General features: G+C 39.0%; 14 protein-coding genes and 2 tRNA genes. 10 read left to right on the plus strand and 6 right to left on the minus strand.

Translation table 11 applies throughout. The features are described from left to right. The first annotated feature begins 122 nt into the window (after nt 1-122). Nucleotides 123-506: a RidA family protein gene (locus RM529_RS12500; protein WP_311485116.1), complete on the plus strand. Its 384-nt coding sequence runs from the start codon at nt 123-125 to the stop codon at nt 504-506. 174 nt (nt 507-680) lie between these two features. On the opposite strand, the gene RM529_RS12505 is transcribed toward RM529_RS12500, so the two are convergent. Both RM529_RS12505 and pfkA read right to left on the minus strand, forming a co-directional pair. Then, nucleotides 681-1046, minus strand: a complete 366-nt coding sequence (locus RM529_RS12505) for a methylglyoxal synthase (protein WP_311485117.1) — start codon at nt 1044-1046, stop codon at nt 681-683. A gap of 3 nt (nt 1047-1049) precedes the next feature. Next, on the minus strand, nt 1050-2036 hold the full coding sequence (gene pfkA, locus RM529_RS12510; RefSeq protein ID WP_311485118.1) for a 6-phosphofructokinase: 987 nt from the start codon (nt 2034-2036) through the stop codon (nt 1050-1052). A gap of 734 nt (nt 2037-2770) precedes the next feature. Here pfkA and RM529_RS12515 point away from each other — a divergent pair. Further along, the gene (locus tag RM529_RS12515; protein WP_311485119.1) at nt 2771-3118 is read left to right on the plus strand and encodes a hypothetical protein; all 348 of its coding nucleotides are present in this window, start codon (nt 2771-2773) and stop codon (nt 3116-3118) included. A 92-nt stretch (nt 3119-3210) separates the two neighbouring features. Here the strand turns inward: RM529_RS12515 and RM529_RS12520 are convergent, their stop codons facing one another. Beyond that, nucleotides 3211-7608 (minus strand): translocation/assembly module TamB domain-containing protein, encoded by a 4398-nt coding sequence (locus tag RM529_RS12520; protein WP_311485120.1) that lies wholly within the window; start codon nt 7606-7608, stop codon nt 3211-3213. Nucleotides 7609-7708: 100 nt separating this feature from the next. Here RM529_RS12520 and tsaD point away from each other — a divergent pair, with 100 nt between their 5' ends. From tsaD to RM529_RS12550, 6 genes are all read left to right on the plus strand, one after another. Then, on the plus strand, nt 7709-8731 hold the full coding sequence (gene tsaD / locus RM529_RS12525; RefSeq protein WP_311485129.1) for a tRNA (adenosine(37)-N6)-threonylcarbamoyltransferase complex transferase subunit TsaD: 1023 nt from the start codon (nt 7709-7711) through the stop codon (nt 8729-8731). Between the two features lie 3 nt (nt 8732-8734). Then, nucleotides 8735-9442, plus strand: coding sequence for a 16S rRNA (uracil(1498)-N(3))-methyltransferase (locus tag RM529_RS12530; RefSeq protein WP_311485121.1), 708 nt, complete (start codon nt 8735-8737; stop codon nt 9440-9442). 245 nt (nt 9443-9687) lie between these two features. Further along, nucleotides 9688-10332, plus strand: a complete 645-nt coding sequence (locus tag RM529_RS12535; RefSeq protein ID WP_311485122.1) for a DUF4159 domain-containing protein — start codon at nt 9688-9690, stop codon at nt 10330-10332. After that, a complete protein-coding gene (locus tag RM529_RS12540) occupies nt 10329-10841 on the plus strand; it encodes a TrmH family RNA methyltransferase (protein ID WP_311485123.1) in 513 nt (170 codons plus the stop codon). The genes RM529_RS12535 and RM529_RS12540 overlap by 4 nt, the downstream gene beginning before the upstream one ends. Nucleotides 10842-10864: 23 nt before the next feature. Then, entirely contained in the window at nt 10865-11953 is a 1089-nt protein-coding gene (locus tag RM529_RS12545; RefSeq protein WP_311485124.1) for an AI-2E family transporter, read from the plus strand. A 10-nt stretch (nt 11954-11963) separates the two neighbouring features. Then, nucleotides 11964-13142 carry a class I SAM-dependent methyltransferase gene (locus RM529_RS12550; protein ID WP_311485125.1) on the plus strand — a complete coding sequence of 393 codons (1179 nt, stop codon included), beginning with the start codon at nt 11964-11966 and terminating at the stop codon, nt 13140-13142. Between the two features lie 68 nt (nt 13143-13210). Here RM529_RS12550 and RM529_RS12555 read toward each other — a convergent pair whose 3' ends face one another. From RM529_RS12555 to RM529_RS12565, 3 genes are all read right to left on the minus strand, one after another. Then, nucleotides 13211-14413 (minus strand): DUF2062 domain-containing protein, encoded by a 1203-nt coding sequence (locus tag RM529_RS12555; protein WP_311485126.1) that lies wholly within the window; start codon nt 14411-14413, stop codon nt 13211-13213. A gap of 70 nt (nt 14414-14483) precedes the next feature. Next, nucleotides 14484-14849 carry an ApeI family dehydratase gene (locus RM529_RS12560; protein ID WP_311485127.1) on the minus strand — a complete coding sequence of 122 codons (366 nt, stop codon included), beginning with the start codon at nt 14847-14849 and terminating at the stop codon, nt 14484-14486. A 100-nt stretch (nt 14850-14949) separates the two neighbouring features. Continuing rightward, nucleotides 14950-15399: a hotdog family protein gene (locus RM529_RS12565; RefSeq protein WP_311485128.1), complete on the minus strand. Its 450-nt coding sequence runs from the start codon at nt 15397-15399 to the stop codon at nt 14950-14952. Between the two features lie 360 nt (nt 15400-15759). On the opposite strand from RM529_RS12565, the gene RM529_RS12570 reads away from it, so the two are divergent. Together RM529_RS12570 and RM529_RS12575 are read left to right on the plus strand one after the other, a co-directional pair. Continuing rightward, nucleotides 15760-15841, plus strand: a tRNA-Ser gene (locus RM529_RS12570). A 119-nt stretch (nt 15842-15960) separates the two neighbouring features. Next, nucleotides 15961-16035 (plus strand) — tRNA-Pro (locus RM529_RS12575). The last annotated feature ends 266 nt before the right edge of the window (nt 16036-16301 follow it).

Below are 16301 nucleotides of genomic sequence, written 5' to 3' on the forward strand. Positions count from 1 at the left end.
CGGACTCTGCGGGAAATTTCTTTTAAATGAATAGTGGGTTGTGAAAAAATGAAAAATCACTGTTTTGACCTAAAGCTTAAGGCGTAAAGAAAAAATAAACTAATAAAATCATATAATCAGTTATGAAAAAAATAATAAAAACAGACAACGCCCCGGCTCCAATAGGACCTTACAACCAGGCTGTTTTAAGCGGGAATATGTTATTTATTTCGGGACAAATCGCCATAAACCCTAAATCCGGTGAACTCGAAACGGGCAACCTTGCTGAAGAAACAAAGCTGGTGATGGAGAATCTAAAAGCAATACTTACTGAAGCAGGACTTACTTTTAATGATGTCATTAAAACGTCAATTTTCATTAGTGATATGAACAACTTCTCTAAAATAAACGAAATCTACGGAACTTACTTTGATGCTGAAACCGCACCGGCAAGAGAAACTGTAGAGGTTGCGAATCTTCCGAAGTTTGTAAATGTGGAAATTAGTGCAATAGCTGTGAAGAGCTAAAGAGATTTTCGATCTACTTTATCCCGAAATTTCTGCTGGGATTTCATCTGACCTCAAGGTTTGTTGCGCCACAATGATTATCTAAAACACTTTCATTCCACCTTCTAGAAACGGCAAGTAACATGGTTTCCGGAAACAGAAGTAGCGTATGGATATCTAATTTTGTACTAAAAACTAAATACCCTGGATGAGTAAACGGGCAGTGGCAGGATTGGTTGCCAGCGGCACATCATGTACATCGCATAATCGCATTAACATAAAAATGTCTGGTTCATGCGGATGTTTATCCAAAGGATCCCTGAAGAATATCACCATATCTATTAAGCCTTCTGCAATGCGGGCCGCAATTTGGGCATCTCCCCCAAGAGGTCCGGATAGTAACTTTTCAACCTTAAAACCGGCAACTTCTGTTTTTGCTCCTGTGGTTCCCGTAGCAATCAGGTTAATCTCCTTTGATTGTAAAGTTTCTCTATGGTTGTTTAAGAACTGAACCATTTCAGCTTTTTTCCCATTATGGGCAATAATTGCTATTGTTCTCATCGATCAGGTAGATAAAATATCAGAAATTCTTAGTAGATCTTTATTAACGGTATGCTCGGTCTTCAGGGCTTTGCATATGCTGGTGTATGCAATATCGTTATTCATTATCCCTACCATCACATCGCGTTTGCCGTCCATAAGCAGTTCAACAGCTTTTACACAAAGTCGGCTGGCCAGCACCCTGTCAAAACAAGTGGGACTACCTCCTCTCTGGATATGACCCAGCACCGTGACTTTTGCATCGTAGTATGGCAGATTTTCCTTTACGTACTCCGCAAGTTCAAAAACATTTTTCCCGATCTTATCCCCTTCAGAAACTACAACAATACTCGAGGTTTTTCCAGATCGTCTACTCCGCTCTAACGAATCCAGCAGCCGTTCAAGACCTAAATCTTCTTCGGGAATAAGAATTTCTTCTGCACCGGCACCAATACCACTGTTTAAAGCTATAAAACCGGCATCCCGGCCCATTACTTCAACAAAAAACAAACGGTTATGAGAACTTGCGGTGTCCCTTATTTTATCAATTGCTTCCACTACAGTATTTAGTGCAGTATCGTAACCTATGGTGAAATTGGTGCCGGAGATATCATTATCGATCGTCCCGGGAACGCCAATGCAAGGGATTCCATATTCCTCGCTTAGTGCCAGACCTCCACGAAAGGTACCGTCACCTCCTATAAGTACCATAGCATCTACTTCTGCATCTTTTAGTTTGGCTGCTGCTTTAGCACGACCTTCTTTAGTCATAAATTCTTTAGAACGTGCAGATTGTAGAATAGTACCACCGTACGGAAGAATATTCCGGACACTCCGTGCATTCAGTGCAACAAAGTCACCTTCAATCATTCCCTGGTATCCGCGGTAAAATCCCACACATTCCGTATGATAATAGGCACAGGCCCTTACCACCGCCCTTATTGCGGCATTCATTCCGGGAGCATCTCCCCCAGAGGTTAAAACTCCTATTTTCTTAATTTTTTTTCCCATATATATTGTTGTCCTTAATATGAGGTCTACTAGGTATTTGCTGTAAAACTAATTACAAAATACACTCAAACCAAAATTAATTTCTACGGAAGAATAAACTTTTTTCAACTTCCGATTTTCCTTATAAAGGTGCATTTCATCTTTTCATAATATTTTCTTTAAGATTTATTTAACGCCTGAAATAAAGGAAAGCCTTTACTTTTTCACACGATTTTAGCAGGAAAAGATATACAAATAAATTCTATATGTAAGAAAAATTATGACGTAAGTGATTGCTATTGTGTTAGTTAAAATTTTATTTAAGATACGGTAGTTGTAGAAAAATACCTTCATTTGTATTTAGATATTAACCATTACTATTTGAAAATCTTGAAAAAACTCTTTTCAGCCATGGGATTTCAAATCCCTCTTACGGAGATTTACTTGCACACTTTGCAACTCCATTTCTCCTGGCAAGAAAACACAGTATAAATTATTTTAGAGCATAAGGTCTGATATATTTGGGGAGATATAAGGACCAACAAGGGGATGACATTTTATAGTTATCCCCTTTTTATAAAATTCCCTCTACATGTAAGGGGAACCTGATGTTCGCAGTATTCCGGGAAATTACTCTTACTACGTACTTCAATGTTCTTGTTAACCTATTGTAAATAGGTATATTAAAAATATATAAACAGAAAAATATCAATATATTTAATCGTACTTGAAATGTAACCATAACTTTCAGTCTTATGTTATACAAACCAACCACGGGGTTTCTTTACATACCCCAAAGCCCAAAGCCTATTTTTAAAGGTGCCAGTGAAATTCACTTCGACTATTACTTTTCTGCCAGATACCTGGAAGAAGAAATTATTTTGGATGTAACAACAAAAATATTCTCTGAATACGATAACGTTTTCACCAGAATTTCGTCCCATAAGATTAACAGGGGTGAGGTAAAAACATGTATAAAGGAATGTTTGCTGACCCATCTCCTTAGAATGGGAGTATCCCGGAAGCGTGCCAATTTTCTACTTAAGGAATTTAATCTTAGCTTTAGGAAGCTTCAGGTGCAAAAAGAGCTTAAAGCAATATAAAAAACAGCAGACAATCTTAATTAATCGAGGGAGGCTAACCATTGGGTGTGAGCCTCCCTTATTGTTTCTGTTTATCTGAACATGGATCTTCTCTACTCACCTTCAGGAAAACTTATATAATCTGGGGCAAGAGATTGCTGTCTCTCTTCCTCCTCTTCTTCTTTACGTGCCTCTGTTTTGGCAAGTTCAGCATCAGTGATTTTCCTTATTAGTTCTTTAAAAGTATCAAAATCGACTGAATATGATAAACCCACTCCCTGTGTAAACCCAATTTCCTCACCAATAAACTGGATATTGTTTTCCCTGTTAAACACTTTTGCCCTCAAACTTCCGTCTTCATTCAGAAGGAAATCTATTTCTACATCACCAATTATATAAGATTCTGTCACACCTCCTATGGGAACACCCACCTGCCCGTTTATAAGTACCCTGTCACTAATTTGGGTGGAGAGCGTAAGGCCAAAACGATCTACTGTTTGTTGATCTGGGGTGCGATCCCCCTGCACATAATTCACACCCACCTGGAATTTCCCATCCTCGTCTGCAAAAATATCGTTCACAATACTGGAAGCTCTTTCTGCAAGGGTTCCTGTAATCGCATTCTGCCGTAATCCAAATTCGCTATAAAAAGCTCCCTGTGTCACCAGGAACAGCGCCTGTAATTCTTTGCTCGCACGATCATCTATCCTATATTCCAATTCTGAACGTACCACAGAGCTGGCATTGGGAAATCCAATATCAAATGTAATATCTGGTTGTACCAACTGGCCCTGAAGATCGATGATCACTTGTACCGGAATTTTTCTGTTTACTGAAGGATTCTCCAGGAGAACCGAAGGGTTTGCGTCCAGTTCGTACACAGCGCTCACATCCAGCTCTGCCTGTACAGGATTGCCATTCCAGTTTATGCTTCCACCAGATTGCACCCTGAAAACTTTTTGCACCAGTCCCGCATACTTAAAATTATATACCCCTTCGTAGGCTATAAAGTCCCCCCACATGTTGAACTTTCCATTAGTGTTGATCTCGAGCAACAGGTTTCCTGCACCCCGGCCGCGCAAGGTACTTCCGCTGGTTTGATCTACCACTACTTCTACTTCAGCGTCGTTGGTTACATCCAGATCAAAAACCATTTCAATGCCTTTTACTTCAGGTAAAATCACTTCTCTTCCTGCCTGTCTTGCTGCCTTTTCTTCAGGACTTAGAAAATGTATATAAGAATTGTCCCCAACAGATTCTGTATCACTTAAAGGAATTTTAAAGACCGTACCACGTTCTGTGGTCGCATTTACATTAATAGACAATTCGTCTGTAGGACCTTCAATAGAAGCATCCCCACTTATAAAAGCTGTTCCGTAGTAAAGTGCATCTTCTGCGGCATCGGTATCAAGCACCAATAACCTATCTGTCGTCACACCTAAATTCAGAAACCATTCAGAAAAATTTCTATGGGAAATATTCCCGTTCAGGACACCGCGGGTATCAAACTTTGTGTCGGTAAGGCCAATATTGTCAAAAATAAACTGCTGTTGTGTGAGGTTGACTACAGATTGCTGATCAAAATCAAAATCTACATTGAGGTAAGGAATACTCAATCCCGCATTGTTTAGAAAAAGCTGCCCCGAAAATTCAGGATTTTTATAATTTCCCACAACTTTGGCATTTCCTGTTATCCTTCCCCGAATGTCACTTATGGCTCCTCCTCCCAAAGGACTAAATGCTGCCATGTTTAGATCTTCAAGTGCAACATCGAGGTCTATTACAGGTTCGCCGCCACTAACATCGATGCTACCAATTGCATTAAGTGATTCAAAGTCTTTGTTTCTTAGATTGGCGTTTATGGTGTAATTGGTAAGGTTCTCATTTCCTTCCACATCTATAATCAGGTTGCCTAAGAGATTATCGTTAATGTTGAGGGAATCTATTAGTAAAGACGTATTTGGATAGTATGCACCGTCTTCCTGAAGTAAATCCAGGCTACCGTTTAACCTTCCGCGCAGGTCCAAACTATCAACGACAGGCGTTATTTTACCAATATCGACATTATCGAACTGCATGCTGAAGTCTTTGTAAGTACTGTCGCGCATAATGCCACTAAGCCTTATTTCCTCGTTGGCATGGTTCATTACCAATGAGTCTATAGTGATATTCCTAAAGTTGTTCTCAAAAACAATTTTATTGCTTTTGTTCCCCTCTTCGTTAATGTACCACATGTTATTCTTAAAATTAAGGTCGGACCGCTGAATCCCCACTACAGATTTGTTGTCTTCATTAATGGTGTGGTACAGGTTAATGTTAAAAACATCGGTGTTGTTTTTACCGCCCTGGAATTCTGATCGTATAAACAAGGTGTCCCGCTGCGTTACATTAATAAAGCTGAATTCTGAAAAATTATAAATATCTGTCGATACACTATCAGCTTCAAAATATGTATTATAAATAGGATTTGTGTTGTCTACCCGAAGGTTTATATCTTCCAGGAGATTATCAAAAGCTTCAATCTTGGGAGAACGGAAGTTGAGCTTAAATTCCGATTCGTCAGATTCTACCCTGCCACGAATAAAGGTGTTTGGTGCCACCCGAATTTCAGGATAAAAGATTTCCACAATCTGGCTGGAAATATCAAAATCAAATTCCATGTACTGATTGGTAGTAATCGTCCTTGGCTGATAATTTGTGTAAATACTGCCCAATGAATTTTGAAAAAGTGCCCCTACTTCCCGCAATTGAAAAACACCTTCCACCTGTCCGTTAATTACATCTGGCGAATTAATGGCAATGGTGCGATCATTACCTTCAAATGAAGAGACAATGCTGAAATCTTCAAAATAGTACAGGTTATTTTGATTTTGGTAAGAAGTGTTGAGCAGCAAAATGCTTCCAAAGGCATTATCTATCGTTGTGCCCTTCATATTCATGATCACATCGCCCTTAAATATTGAAATACTGTCGCGGGAAACAAAATTGAGTGCATTTAAATCTGCATAACCCACAGAAGCCTCAAAATCGTAAACGTTAATGTCCTGGGAAATATCTGCAAGTCCGTTAAACTCCATATTCAGGTTAGGATCATTGGAGACCAGGTTCCCATTAAAAACCGGGTTCCTCAAATTCCCTATCACTCTTATATCTTTATAAGTGTAATTGTTGTAATTAATTTTTGAAATTGCACCACGTAATTGCGCATTAATACTTTCGGGGTCAAAACCCTGCCCATCCACATCCAGATCAAAACTCGTTTTGCCCAGCAAAGGATTGTCAACCAGCCGCCCTACGTTAAAATTGGTAATAATAAGATTTCCGCTATAAGTTACTGCGCTGGTATTGTCGAAATTACGCAATACAAACTCGGCATTAGCGTCTCCCAGCTGGGTATTTATAAGCACATCTGCATCCAGGGAATTTTTCCTTAACAAACCATTTCCCCTCATCCTGATATTTCCAAAATCCCTGAGATTTTCCGGCAAATTTCCTTGAAGCGCCTGCGGAAGCAAGTTCACGAGATCATAATAATTGGAAGCAAACTGGCTAAAATCTCCGCTAATCTGAAATTCCTGCGTTTCATTCGGAAAAATCCCCTGTACCACAAAATCACCATCTATGGCACTTCTGTCCATTCCCTCAAGCTGAAGGTTAGTAAGAGTAAAATTGTTAAGGGTTCCTTTTAATGTAGTATTGAAAGAAAGTAGCTGGTCTGTACCAAAACCATCATAAAAAACCTTAAGGTCGCTACTGGAAACTGTAGATTCGGCAAAATCTGCAGTAACCTGCACCTCATTTACAAAATTAGAAAATTGTTCCCGGGTATATTGAAAATCCAGATTTCCCTGAATTTCCGACTCGGCAGTATTTAAAACCAGTTCCTGCAACTGCATTTGGGAGGAGCTGTAATAGAAGGAAGTTTTTAAATTACCAATGCTTAAACCCCGCCCTTCCTCAGCAGTTAATCCGGTAATATCTACAGCAATTACATCACCTTTAATATTTAAATCTTCAGCAAAAATTGTAAGGTCATTAAAGACAAGGATATTGGGATTGTCCAGGTTCTCGTCCCTGTAACTGTAATGGCTGTTTAAAATCTGAATATCATCCACATCTAATTCAAAAGTAGAAGGTTCTCCCGTAGGTTCCTTTTTCAGTTTCGAAATCAGCAGCGACAGGTTATCCCTTTCTTCACCCTCGTAACGCTTCATATTAAGCCTTAGGTCTTTAACTACGGTATTCCCGAAAGTAGGATGATTAGTGATAAGGTTTCTCAGGCTAAGGATGGAAGTTGTAATCTCCCCGGCAGTAAACAAGGTGTCCAGATGGTGGTCTTCAACATAAATCCCGTTGATCTTTATATTCCCAAAATAGGTAAGGCTCACCCGGTCTATAGTGGCAGTGATATCGCTATTTTCCCTTAGCGAACTGGTGATGCGCTTGGCTACAGAAGTTTGTACGGCAGGAATGGAAAATACGATCAATAAAAGGATAAAAAACAAAAGCAATCCAACTACAATCCTTTTTAATATTTTCCAGAATTTTTTGATATGCTTTTATGTTTTAACTTTGTACGAAATTAACAACTTCTATGCCCATTTTCCTCCAATGACAGAACAAAATATTTACATACTCGCTATAGAATCTTCTTGTGACGATACCGCTGCTGCCGTACTTTGTAACGGCAGGATCCTTTCTAATATTGTCGCCACCCAGGAAGTTCATCAGCAATATGGCGGTGTTGTGCCAGAACTTGCTTCCAGGGCCCATCAGCAAAATATTGTTCCTGTTATTCACCAGGCCATTAAAAAGGCAAATATCGACAAAAAAGCGCTATCTGCAATCGCATTTACACGCGGTCCGGGATTAATGGGTTCCTTGTTGGTAGGGACCTCTTTTGCAAAATCGCTGGCAATGGGGCTGGATATTCCGTTAATTGAAATTAACCACATGCAGGCCCACATTTTGGCGCATTTTATTGAAGAAGACGGCTATGAAAAGCCGCAATTTCCATTTTTGGCCCTTACCATTAGCGGTGGCCATACGCAAATTGTAAAAGTTTCAGATTATTTTGAAATGGAAGTGATTGGAACTACAACAGACGATGCCGTGGGAGAAGCTTTCGACAAAAGTGCAAAAATTATGGGGCTGCCTTATCCCGGCGGTCCGTTAATTGATAAATATGCTAAGGAAGGAAACCCCAAAGCTTTTAAATTTCCGAAACCGAAAGTGTCCGGACTCGATTTTAGCTTTAGCGGATTCAAAACTGCGGTTTTGTATTTTATTCAGAAGCAAACAAAGGAAAATCCAGATTTTGTAGAAGAAAACCTGAAAGACATCTGCGCCTCTATCCAGAGCACGATAATTGCCATTTTAATGGATAAGCTTAAACTTGCCGTAAAAGAAACCGGAATAAAGCAAATCGCCATAGGCGGCGGAGTTTCGGCTAATAGCGGCATAAGAAATGCCCTAAAGGAAGCCGAAAGTAAATATGGCTGGACCACTTTTATTCCTAAGTTTGAATATACTACAGATAATGCCGCGATGATTGCCATTGCAGGTCATTACAAGTTTTTAAAGAAAGACTTTTCAGATTTTTCCATCACTGCACAGGCGCGCTATAAATTTTAATTTATGCAGTTATTTTATCATCCCAAACTTCAGGAAAAAGATACACAGGTTATATTTCCGAAGGATGAAAGTAAGCATATCGCTAAAGTTCTGCGGAAAAAAGAAGGTGATGTGCTGGAAGTGACCAACGGAAAAGGCTTCTTATTTTCAGTAGAGCTTATCCAAACCGGAAATCAGGCCCTGGCCAAAGTTCTCGAAGTTAAAACTCAAGAACCTGCCCCCTACTATCTCCACATGGCCGTCGCTCCAACCAAGATGAATGTTAGGTTTGAGTGGTTTCTCGAAAAAGCAACGGAAATTGGAGTTCACGAGATTACCCCTGTTATTTGTGACCACAGCGAACGTAAAGTTGTTAAATTGAATCGATTTGAACGGGTATTGCAGAGTGCGATGAAGCAGTCGCTACATTTTAGGATGCCGAAACTGAATGAACCCTTAAGCTTTTCTGAATTTTTAGCTGCTCATCCTGAAGGAGAACGGTTTATTGCTCATTGTGAAGACGATAAAGAGCGATTTTTGCTGAAAAACAGGATAAAAGCAAAATCGACGTCTGTTATGCTTATTGGTCCTGAAGGTGATTTTTCTTCCGAAGAAATTCAGAATGCTTTGGAGCAAAACTGGCAGCCGGTGAGCCTTGGGGACAGTCGCTTAAGAACCGAAACTGCCGCTATTGTCGCCTGCCATACGTTTGCACTGGCAAATCAGGAATAATTTTACTTCAGCTTAGAATATATGCCGAAAATTGTAAAATTAGACACCCCTCTAAAATTCCAGTTATCGGCATTATATTAGCGGAAATATTTTTTAATTTATGAGCTTAAGAGATTGTGTTGTCCTGCAAGGTCTCTTTTCGACCTTGTAGGTATGAAAAAGCAATAAACCTACAAGGTTTTTAAAACCTTGCAGGAGTTAAAATGCTGCCCCAGTTTAATTTCGTTTAATCGAATTTTGATAAGATGAAAAAGATATTTGTACTGATAATTGCCATTTTTTGCAGTGCGTCTTCAGTTGCGCAAAAAATTGCAGTTTTAAAATATAACGGTGGCGGCGACTGGTACGCAAACCCTACCGCCCTGCCCAATCTTATTCAATTCAGCAATAGCAATATTAACACAGCGATAGATCCCAAGCCTGAAACGGTGACTCCGGGTGCCGCAGATATCTTTCAGTATCCTTATATTCATATGACCGGCCACGGAAATGTATTTTTTAGCGATGACGAAGCAGAAAACCTGAAAAATTACCTTTTGAGTGGCGGTTTTCTTCATATTGATGATAATTACGGGATGAATGAATACATTAGAAAAGAACTGAAGAAGGTTTTTCCTGAAAAAGCATTAACCGAGCTTTCTGCAGATCATCCAATATTCAGTACTTCCTACAATTTTCCAAATGGCCTGCCCAAAATTCATGAACACGACCAAAAACCGCCGCAGGCTTTTGGCCTTTTTGAAAATGGACGGCTAATTTGTCTTTTTACGTTTGAAAGTGACCTGGGGGACGGCTGGGAAAACCCCGAAATTCATAATGATCCTGAAGAGGTGCGCCTTAAAGCACTCCGCATGGGAGCAAATATCTTAAAATACGCATTCGAAAATTGAAAAAGCAACTTTCACACGAACAGTCAAGGTTTAAAAAAGAAGAACGTCCAATAATCCTTATTCTTGACAATGTTTCGGGCGAAGCAAATATTGGCAGTATTTTCAGGCTGGCCGATGCTTTTGGAATAGAAAAAATTGTTTTTTGTGGTACTTATCCAAATCTTAGCAGTAACAGGTTAAAACGAACCGCCAGAAATACGCATGAATATGTGATATTTGAAGTTTTTGAACATACGAAAGAAGCTGTGGAAGGATACAAAGACCAAGGTTACACGCCCTTTGCCCTGGAAATAACCGCCGAAAGCACTGCTTTAGAATCAGCTGACTTTAAAGAGCTTTCGAAAATTTCGCTGGTAATAGGAAATGAAGCCAATGGCATCCAGGAAGAGGTGCTTTCACTTTGTAAAAAAGTTATTCATATAGAAATGTTTGGAAATAACAGCAGTATGAATGTTGCGCAGGCAACGGCAATTGCCCTATATGAAATCAGAAAAAACGTACGTCTTTAAATTAGAAATAATATATTTACGCTGTGAACTCAAAGGAATTTTCTTACGGAATTTTACGTGCTGCCGGTATAGTGGTGGGAATCATCTTACTACTGTATTTTCTTTATGAAATCCAGTCGGTGTTGGTCTATATAGCCATTGCTGGTGTAATTTCCCTTATTGGCCGGCCGGTGGTTATCTTTTTAAAGCAGAAACTAAAAATACCCAACCAGCTTGCAGTAATACTTGTTCTTCTGCTGGTTCTTTCATTCTTTATAGGAATTATTTTCGTTTTTGTCCCGATTGTTATAGAACAAAGTCAGCACCTGGGGCAAATTGATATGGATGCTTTCCGGAGTGATTTAAACGATCTTAATACACAGATTAACACCTATCTAGGCGTAGAAGAAATAAATATTATAGAAGGACTTAAGCAAAGTGAATTTGTAAGAAATTTTGATATTGCCGCAATTCCAACGTTTCTAAATAATGTTTTCGGGATTTTGGGTGCAACGCTAATTGCTCTTTTTTCGATTATTTTTATTTCTTTTTTCCTGCTTAAGGACAGTAAGCTAATGATTAACAGTATCCTGGTTTTTGCAAATCAGGGAGATGAAGGCAAGTTTCAGAGAGTTTTTAACAAGATCAAGATCCTGTTGTCACGCTATTTTGTTGGGCTTACTATGCAGGTAAGTGTGTTATTTATTTTATACACTATTTTGTTAAGCGTTTTTGAAGTCAGGAACCCCATTGCAATTGCTTTTATTTGTGCTACTTTAAACCTGGTGCCTTATTTAGGGCCTCTATTTGCCGGAATTTTAATGGCCCTTTTCGTAATATCAAGTAACCTGGGAGCCGATTTTACAGTGATTATCCTACCCCGCCTAATTTATGTCATGCTAGGCTACTCCATTTGCCAGTTGATTGATAATTTTATTTCACAACCCATGATTTTTGGAGCAAGTGTACGGTCGCATCCACTAGAAATATTCCTTATTATCCTTATCGCGGGATTACTTTTTGGAATTACCGGGATGGTGGTTGCCGTACCTTTTTACACTGCATTAAAAGTTATTGCAAAAGAATCTTTAAGCGAATACAAAATTGTAAAGAGATTAACGCGGGACCTTTAAAATTCCAGTTTTGAACAAAAATTTACTACGCCAGGATGTTCAGGATTTCATTCAGGACAAACGGAACGCGGATCTTTCAAAATTAATCCTGAAAGGTAGTCCGTTCCCCGAAATTACGATTCAGGAGCTTGCGATACAGATAAAGGGATTAAATACTTCGGAAAAAAAACTGCCAACCTGGTATAATACCTCCGGAATTCTATTTCCGCCAAAGTTGAATCTTGAGCAGACTTCTTCAGAAAAAACAGCAAAATATAAAGCTGAAATTATCAAAGGAGAACGTTTGATTGATATCACCGGGGGATTTGGAGTGGATGCTTACTGCTTTTCAAGGATTTTCGAGGAGGTAACTTATTGCGAAATGAACTCTGAATTAGCTGAAATAGCTGCACATAATTTCGAAAAACTGGGTGCAGAATATATTCATATTCATACCAGAGACGGTTTAGCGTATTTAGAAAACAATTCCTGTAAATATGACTGGATTTTTATAGATCCCGCCAGGAGGGATAATCGCGGCGGCAAGGTATTCAGGCTTCAGGATTGTACTCCCAATGTACCTGAAAACCTTGAATTGCTTTTCTCCCGGGCAGACAGTATACTCATTAAAACGTCTCCCCTTCTGGATTTAAAAGCGGGCCTGGATGAGCTTCAACATGTTTCAGAAATTCATATTGTTTCGGTAGAGAACGAAGTAAAGGAATTACTTTGGATATTGACGAAAATTGCCAATTCTGAAGTCAGAGTAAAAACGATAAATTTTCAGAAAAAAGGAAATCAGACTTTCGAAGGAATTTTAGGAACATATGTGGCAGAAATAGCATATTCCTTACCGCAAAAATTTCTTTATGAACCCAATCCCGCTATTATGAAAAGCGGATTATTTGAGACACTCGGCCAGCAAACCGGGACAAAAAAACTGCATAAGCACTCGCATTTATTTACTTCCGAAGAAGAAAAAGAATTTCCGGGAAGAATATTTCAAATCACTAATTTTAAACCTTTTAATAACCGCAATATAAAGAAAGAGTTTAAGGGTGAAAAAGCGAATATTAGCACCAGGAATTTTCCGGAATCGGTTTCAGAAATAAGAAAAAAATTTCAGATAAAAGACGGCGGTAAAGATTACCTATTTTTTACCACCAACCTCAATAATGAAAAAATCGTGATAACGTGCCGGAAACTGTAGCAACTTATTCTAGAACATCAGCAGAAAGAGAGGGCTCTATTTTGGCAATTTTCGGCAGTGAGTAGTTGCTAATGCTTTACAACCTGTTTTTGTTCAGAAAAAGAAAAAAGGAAATAGAATATTATCCATATTACCAACGCTGCTAATCCTGCCAAAGCAAAACTTCCCAAAATATACTGCCAGAGACCCTGAAAAATTTCAGCCGAAGAATCAAAATTCTCCATGTTAAGCTTCCAGTCCCAACCATTTCCCGAAACTAAAGAGCCCATTTGATAACTTCCGTAGATAATAAACGGAATAAGCGGCGGGATACTAATATTTGAAAAGAGAAAAGCGATTACTTTATTGAGCCTAAAAATAGCAGCGAGCGAGAAGACAAGGAGCGTGTGTAATCCCCAAAACGGCGAAATACCAATAAATACGCCTAAGGCAATGGCCGCAGCTTTTTTGTGCGCCGGCTCCTCACTTTTTATAATATCTTCTTCCCAAAACCTTTTGAAGCCTTTTTTCTTGAAATCCTGATACTTGTTTCGCGGGTGAATATAGAAAAAACTCACCAAAACAAACCACATATAAAGCAGCGTAATACGTGTGATATCCCAGAAAGGACGGAAATGTGTTACCCGGTTTTCTTCGTAAAAAACCTTAATTGGAATATTTTTTACCTCTACCCTTCTCCACGCGGATTTGACTATAACTTCTATTTCAAATTCAAACTTTCGGGTATAGAACCGGATACTGTTTACCAACTTAAGCGGGTATAACCTGTAGCCACTCTGGGTGTCGCTTAGCTGGGTTCCCGTAACCACCAGAAACCAAAAGTTAGAGAATTTATTACCTGTTGAGCTCTTTCCCGGGATGCCATCACGGCCCATGTTGCGATCCCCCACAAGGAGCAGTTCCGGATCTCCTGGCTGTCTGCTCTCCATTTCGGTTAAAAAAACATCAAGATCGTCGGGATAATGCTGGCCATCGCTATCTATAGTAATCGCATAGTCATAACCAAGATCCTCAGCAAATTCAAATCCGCGGTTAAGAGCAACGCCTTTCCCTTTATTCTTTTCAAAATTCAAAATATGGAGATTAGAAAAGCCGTTCAGGATATCTTTAGTGGCATCTGTAGAGCCGTCGTTAACCACTACAATATTCTTTGTATACAGCAAAAGATCCTGGAGAACGCTGGCGAGAGACCCAGCATTATTATAGGTGGGAACTAGAACGCAACAATTAAATTTGCTGAACCTGGACTGGTATATAGGCGAATTACTCAAATCACAATTTTTACAAAAAGGGCAAAAATATCATTTAAAAACAGAAAGTGAAGATAACTTTCATATAAAGTTAGACCCAGTTGTAGGAGGCATTTATTTTTAATGCCAAACAACCATTATGCCTAGCAACTCCCTTTAAATGTAAAGCTTCAGCGGTTTCTTCAATTTCAGATTCCAACACTAAAACATCATCAACATTTGGATCTACAACAGCCATAAATTTTACATTATTTGCTTTTGAAAATTGTAAATTTTTGCCCGTTTGCCGCTCCAGTTCCTCCTTGAACATCTGCATTAAAATAACACCCGGAGTAACAGGCCGATCGGGAAAATGCCCTTTGTAAAGATCGTGGTCTTTCCTGATCTTAATTTCAGTAAAAAATTGCCCCTCATTTCTTTTTGTACTAATTACCGAATAAAAATCTTTTAGAAGCATTTTGCCTGTTGTTTTATTGAATAAACTAAAATAAGCAGAATTTATAGGATTATATTGAATTTGAAGATGTTATTCCTGAAGGCTAGACAGTTTTAAAATCTTAGACTACAGTTACGGTCCGCATATCGGATGTAGCTATTAGATTACCATTTTCGTCCTCTGTCCTGGCGCTAACCATAGTGACGTTTTTAATTTCATGTTGAATGTTGACGTAAGTAGTAAGTTTGGAGCCGGTTTGAGGCAAAGTAAAGACTTCAACAGATTTTATTGAGCCAATAAAGCCTGTTTCGGGTTTTTCCAATCCGGCAAGAAAACCTCTGTAGCCTCTGTGCAGGGACATGCTTTGGGCCATATGCTCAATAACCCCCGGTTCAGAAAAATGGCCATTTTCGACCAGTATATTATCGGCTGGAATAGTAAATCCCATTTTCCCGGTAAGCTGACTGTATTCATAAAGGCTGTCCACCATTACAAAAGGCGGCTTTTGTGGAATAAGCTGTATAATTCTCGCAGCACTTAATATAGGCTCCTCCAGTAAGTTGTCTGTCATAGTTTTCGCTACAGGTGAAAAATGCGTTTACAAGAAACGCAAACAATCTGATCTTTTGTTTCGATTACAGGCTTCAAGATAATATTTTATAATCCTTTGTGGCTTTTTCTTTGCGCAAAATTTGTGGTTTTTCCAGATTTAGAACTTTGTTAATATTATTAGCTTTTGGAATCAGGGGCTGAGAAATAAAATAAATGAAAAATAATTTTCGTCTTAATTTTCTGAAGGCAAAGCATTTGAAAAAATTTTGGACTTATTCGCTTTACTTCCTTCAGAAAAAAGAAATAAAAGGTTTGGAAGGTACCTATGTAAAAGTTACATTTGCATCCGCAAAAACGATTGCAAAGTTCATTTTTTAACGGAGAGGTGGCAGAGTGGTAATGCAGCAGCCTGCTAAGCTGTCATCCTTCGGGATGCCCGGGTTCGAATCCCGGTCTCTCCGCTAAATCACTTCTTGTGAAGTTATAATCACCTTCGGGGTGTAAGCCCTTCTCTCGCTTTGGCGGGATCAGGATAAACTCCGTTTGGTTATCGCGCCGAGTCGCGATTTAAAAATTTACTCGGGGTGTAGCGTAGCCCGGTTATCGCGCCTGCTTTGGGAGCAGGAGGCCGCAGGTTCGAATCCTGCCACCCCGACAATTACGGTGTCAATAGACATCAAAATATAGCTAATCTTATGAAAATCAAGGATTTTCATTTTTATTGAGATCATAAGATTGGCTTTATTATCAAATGAAAGGTTACCTATTCGGTTACCTGACTTATTACCAGAATTTTCACTATATTGGTAATTCAATAGACTTGACTTTCGCAACGATTTGACTTTCGTAAACAAATCGATTATTCACTTAAAGCGAGAGTTTATGCAAACTTCAAAGACTTTTACCATTCATTTTTGGCTT

It is taken from the genome of Autumnicola edwardsiae, from assembly GCF_031846505.1.
In the GTDB taxonomy this organism is placed as follows: Bacteria; Bacteroidota; Bacteroidia; order Flavobacteriales; family Flavobacteriaceae; genus Autumnicola; species Autumnicola edwardsiae.